Consider the following 2,663-nt stretch of genomic DNA (forward strand, 5'->3'; position numbering starts at 1 on the left):
CCGCCGCGCCCGCACCGGCCCCCCGCGCGGGCACGGCGGCCGGCCGGACGCCGAGCAAGCGCGCGTTCCAGGAACCGGCGCCCACCCCGCTCGGTACCCTCCAGGACTCCGTCCGCGCCGCCCTGGAGCGGCACGGCGGCGACACCGAGGCCGCCACCGCCGACCTCGTACGCACCGCCATCCCGGACGCCATGGCGCTGCTCGACCAGTGCCGCACCGGAGCGCGCTACGAGATCGTCGCCCACCCGCCGCTCCCCGGCATCCTCCGCAAGAAGACCTCGCGCGGGGCGGACGAGATCTGGGAGGCGCGGCCCAAGTGGACGCGCCCCGCCCTGCCCCCGGGACCGCAGGAGATCACGGCCCTCGACATCAACGGGGCCTACCTCAGCGCCCTCAAGACCCATCTGCCGCTCGGCGCGCTGGAGCACCACACCGGCGGCGCCCACGACCGGCGCCGGGCGGGCGTCCACCTCATCACCCCGCCCGAGTGGCACCACGAGCACGAGCTGCCCAACCCCCTCGGCTCCCGCGACGAACCGGGACCGCTCTGGGTCACCGAGCCGACCCTCCGGCTGCTCCTGCGGCTCTCCTCGCCCGCGTACGGGCTGTGCGAACCGCCCGTCATCCACGAGTCCTTCACCTCGGGCTCGACCGAGAACCTCCTGGAGAAGTTCCGCACCACGCTGCGCGAGGCCCGGGCCGAGGCCCTGGAGGCCGGGGACGACGTCACCCTCGAATACGTGAAGGCGATGTACTCCAAGTTCGTCGCCACCATGGGCGAGTCCAACTACAACCGGGAGCTGTACCGCCCGGACTGGATGCACATCATCCGGTCCCAGGCCTTCGCCAACCTGTGGACGAAGGCCTACAAGGCGTACGAGTCGGGTCTGACCGTGGTGCGGGCCATGGGCACCGACGAGCTGCACGTCATCGGGGACTGGCGGCGGGTCTTCCCGGAGGGGCGGGGCGTCACCGAGGTCAAGGTCAAGGACGTGTACACGGCCCAGGACGACGAGGGCTGACGCCCGCGCAGGCTCGTGCCGTCAGCCTTCCGTGCCGAGCCACAGGTCAGGGCCGAAGACCTCGTAGTGCACGTCGGCCGGGGCCGTGCCGAGCGCCACCAGGTCGCCGCGGACCGCGCGCAGGAACGGCAGCGGCCCGCACAGGTAGGCGGTGAGCCCGTCCGGGAGGTCCAGCGCCCGCACGTCGGCCCGGCCCGCACGGGCCCCGGACCCGCCCGGCTCCTCGTACCAGAGGTGCAGTGAGCCGTGCGGGAGCGCGCCGACGTGGTGGCGCAGTTCCCCGGCGTGCGCGTGCGCCGCGGGGGAGCGGTCCGCGTGCACGACCACCACCCGCCGGGTCGATCCCGCGGCCGCGAGCCGGCCGAGCATCGCGAGGAGGGGGGTGCTGCCGATGCCGGCGGAGGCGAGCAGCAGGGGCCCGTCGCCCTCCGGCAGGACCAGGTCACCGAACGGAACCGACACCTCCAGCGTGTCACCGGCCCGCGCGTGGGCGTGCAGCCACGAGGAGACCTCGCCCGCCGGGTCGCCGCCGGCCCGTTTCACCGTGATCCGCCACTGCGGCAGGCCGGGCGCCGAGGACAGGCTGTACTGCCGTATCTGCCGGGCGCCGTCGGGAAGGGCCACCCGCACGCCGACGTACTGCCCCGGACGGAAGGCGCCCGGGGCCGAGCCGTCGGGGTGTTCCAGGAGGAAGGAGACGGTGTCGGCGGTCTCCTCCCGGCGCGCGGCGATCCGCAGGGTGCGCCACACCTCGCCCTCGGCGGTCCCCGCCTCCTGGTACAGCCGGCTCTCCACGGCGATGAGCGCGTTGGCCATGAGCCAGTACACCTCGTCCCACGCGCGGGCCACCTCCGGGGTGACCGCGTCACCGAGGACCTCGGCGATCGCGGCGAAGAGGTGTTCGTGAACGGTCTTGTACTGCTCCGAGGTGACGCCCAGCGAGGCGTGCTTGTGCGCGATGCGGCTCAACAGCGCGTCGGGGCGCGTGTCCGGCCGGTCGAGCAGCGCCACGGCGAAGGCGGCGATGGAGCCGGCGAGGGCGCGGCGCTGTTCGCCGTTGGCCTGGTTGCCCCGGTTGAAGAGGTCCCGCAGCAGTTCGGGGTGGGCGTCGAAGAGGCGCGCGTAGAACCGCTCGGTGATCCGGTCGAGCGCTCCTCCGACGGCGGGCAGGGTGGCGCGGACGACCGGGACGGCCTGCTCGGACAGCATCGGACTTCCTGTCAGGTGGATGATCTACGTGTGGTGAGGAGTGAGCTCGCCGGCCGGGGGGAGAGGAAGGCGCGCGTCGGGCGGGCGCTCTCGGCGGAGGGGACCGCGGGTCACGGAGAGAAGAAGGGGTCCCGTCGGGGATTCCACGAGGTCCGCCACCGTCAGCGGGTCGAGCGTCCGGTGGAAGGCCTCCTGCGCCTCGCGCAACGCTCCGCGCAGTCGGCAGGCGGCGCGCAGCGGGCACGGCGGATCGGCCTCGCAGGCCACGACCTCCTCCTCGCCCTCCAGGGTCCGGATGAGCCGGCCCACCGACGAACGCCGGCCGGACTCGGTCAGCAGCAGACCGCCGCCACGCCCGCGCCGGGCCTCCACCACCCCCAGATGCTGAAGGCGCGTGACCACCTTCGCCATGTGGGCGTGGGGGACGTCCAT

General features: G+C 73.9%; 3 protein-coding genes. 1 reads left to right on the forward strand and 2 read right to left on the reverse strand.

The features are described 5' to 3' along the window. Positions 1-1,022: transcriptional regulator (locus RIF68_RS33760; RefSeq protein ID WP_309055283.1), on the forward strand; the 1,022-nt coding region annotated here is incomplete at its 5' end. A gap of 21 nt (positions 1,023-1,043) precedes the next feature. Here the strand turns inward: RIF68_RS33760 and RIF68_RS33765 are convergent. Together RIF68_RS33765 and RIF68_RS33770 are read right to left on the reverse strand one after the other, a co-directional pair. Next, on the reverse strand, positions 1,044-2,231 hold the full coding sequence (locus RIF68_RS33765; RefSeq protein ID WP_309055284.1) for a globin domain-containing protein: 1,188 nt from the start codon (positions 2,229-2,231) through the stop codon (positions 1,044-1,046). Positions 2,232-2,255: 24 nt separating this feature from the next. Beyond that, the gene (locus RIF68_RS33770) at positions 2,256-2,663 is read right to left on the reverse strand and encodes an Rrf2 family transcriptional regulator (RefSeq protein WP_309055285.1); all 408 of its coding nucleotides are present in this window, start codon (positions 2,661-2,663) and stop codon (positions 2,256-2,258) included.

It is taken from the genome of Streptomyces sp. (assembly GCF_031178505.1).
Taxonomy (GTDB): domain Bacteria; phylum Actinomycetota; class Actinomycetes; order Streptomycetales; family Streptomycetaceae; genus Streptomyces; species Streptomyces gulbargensis.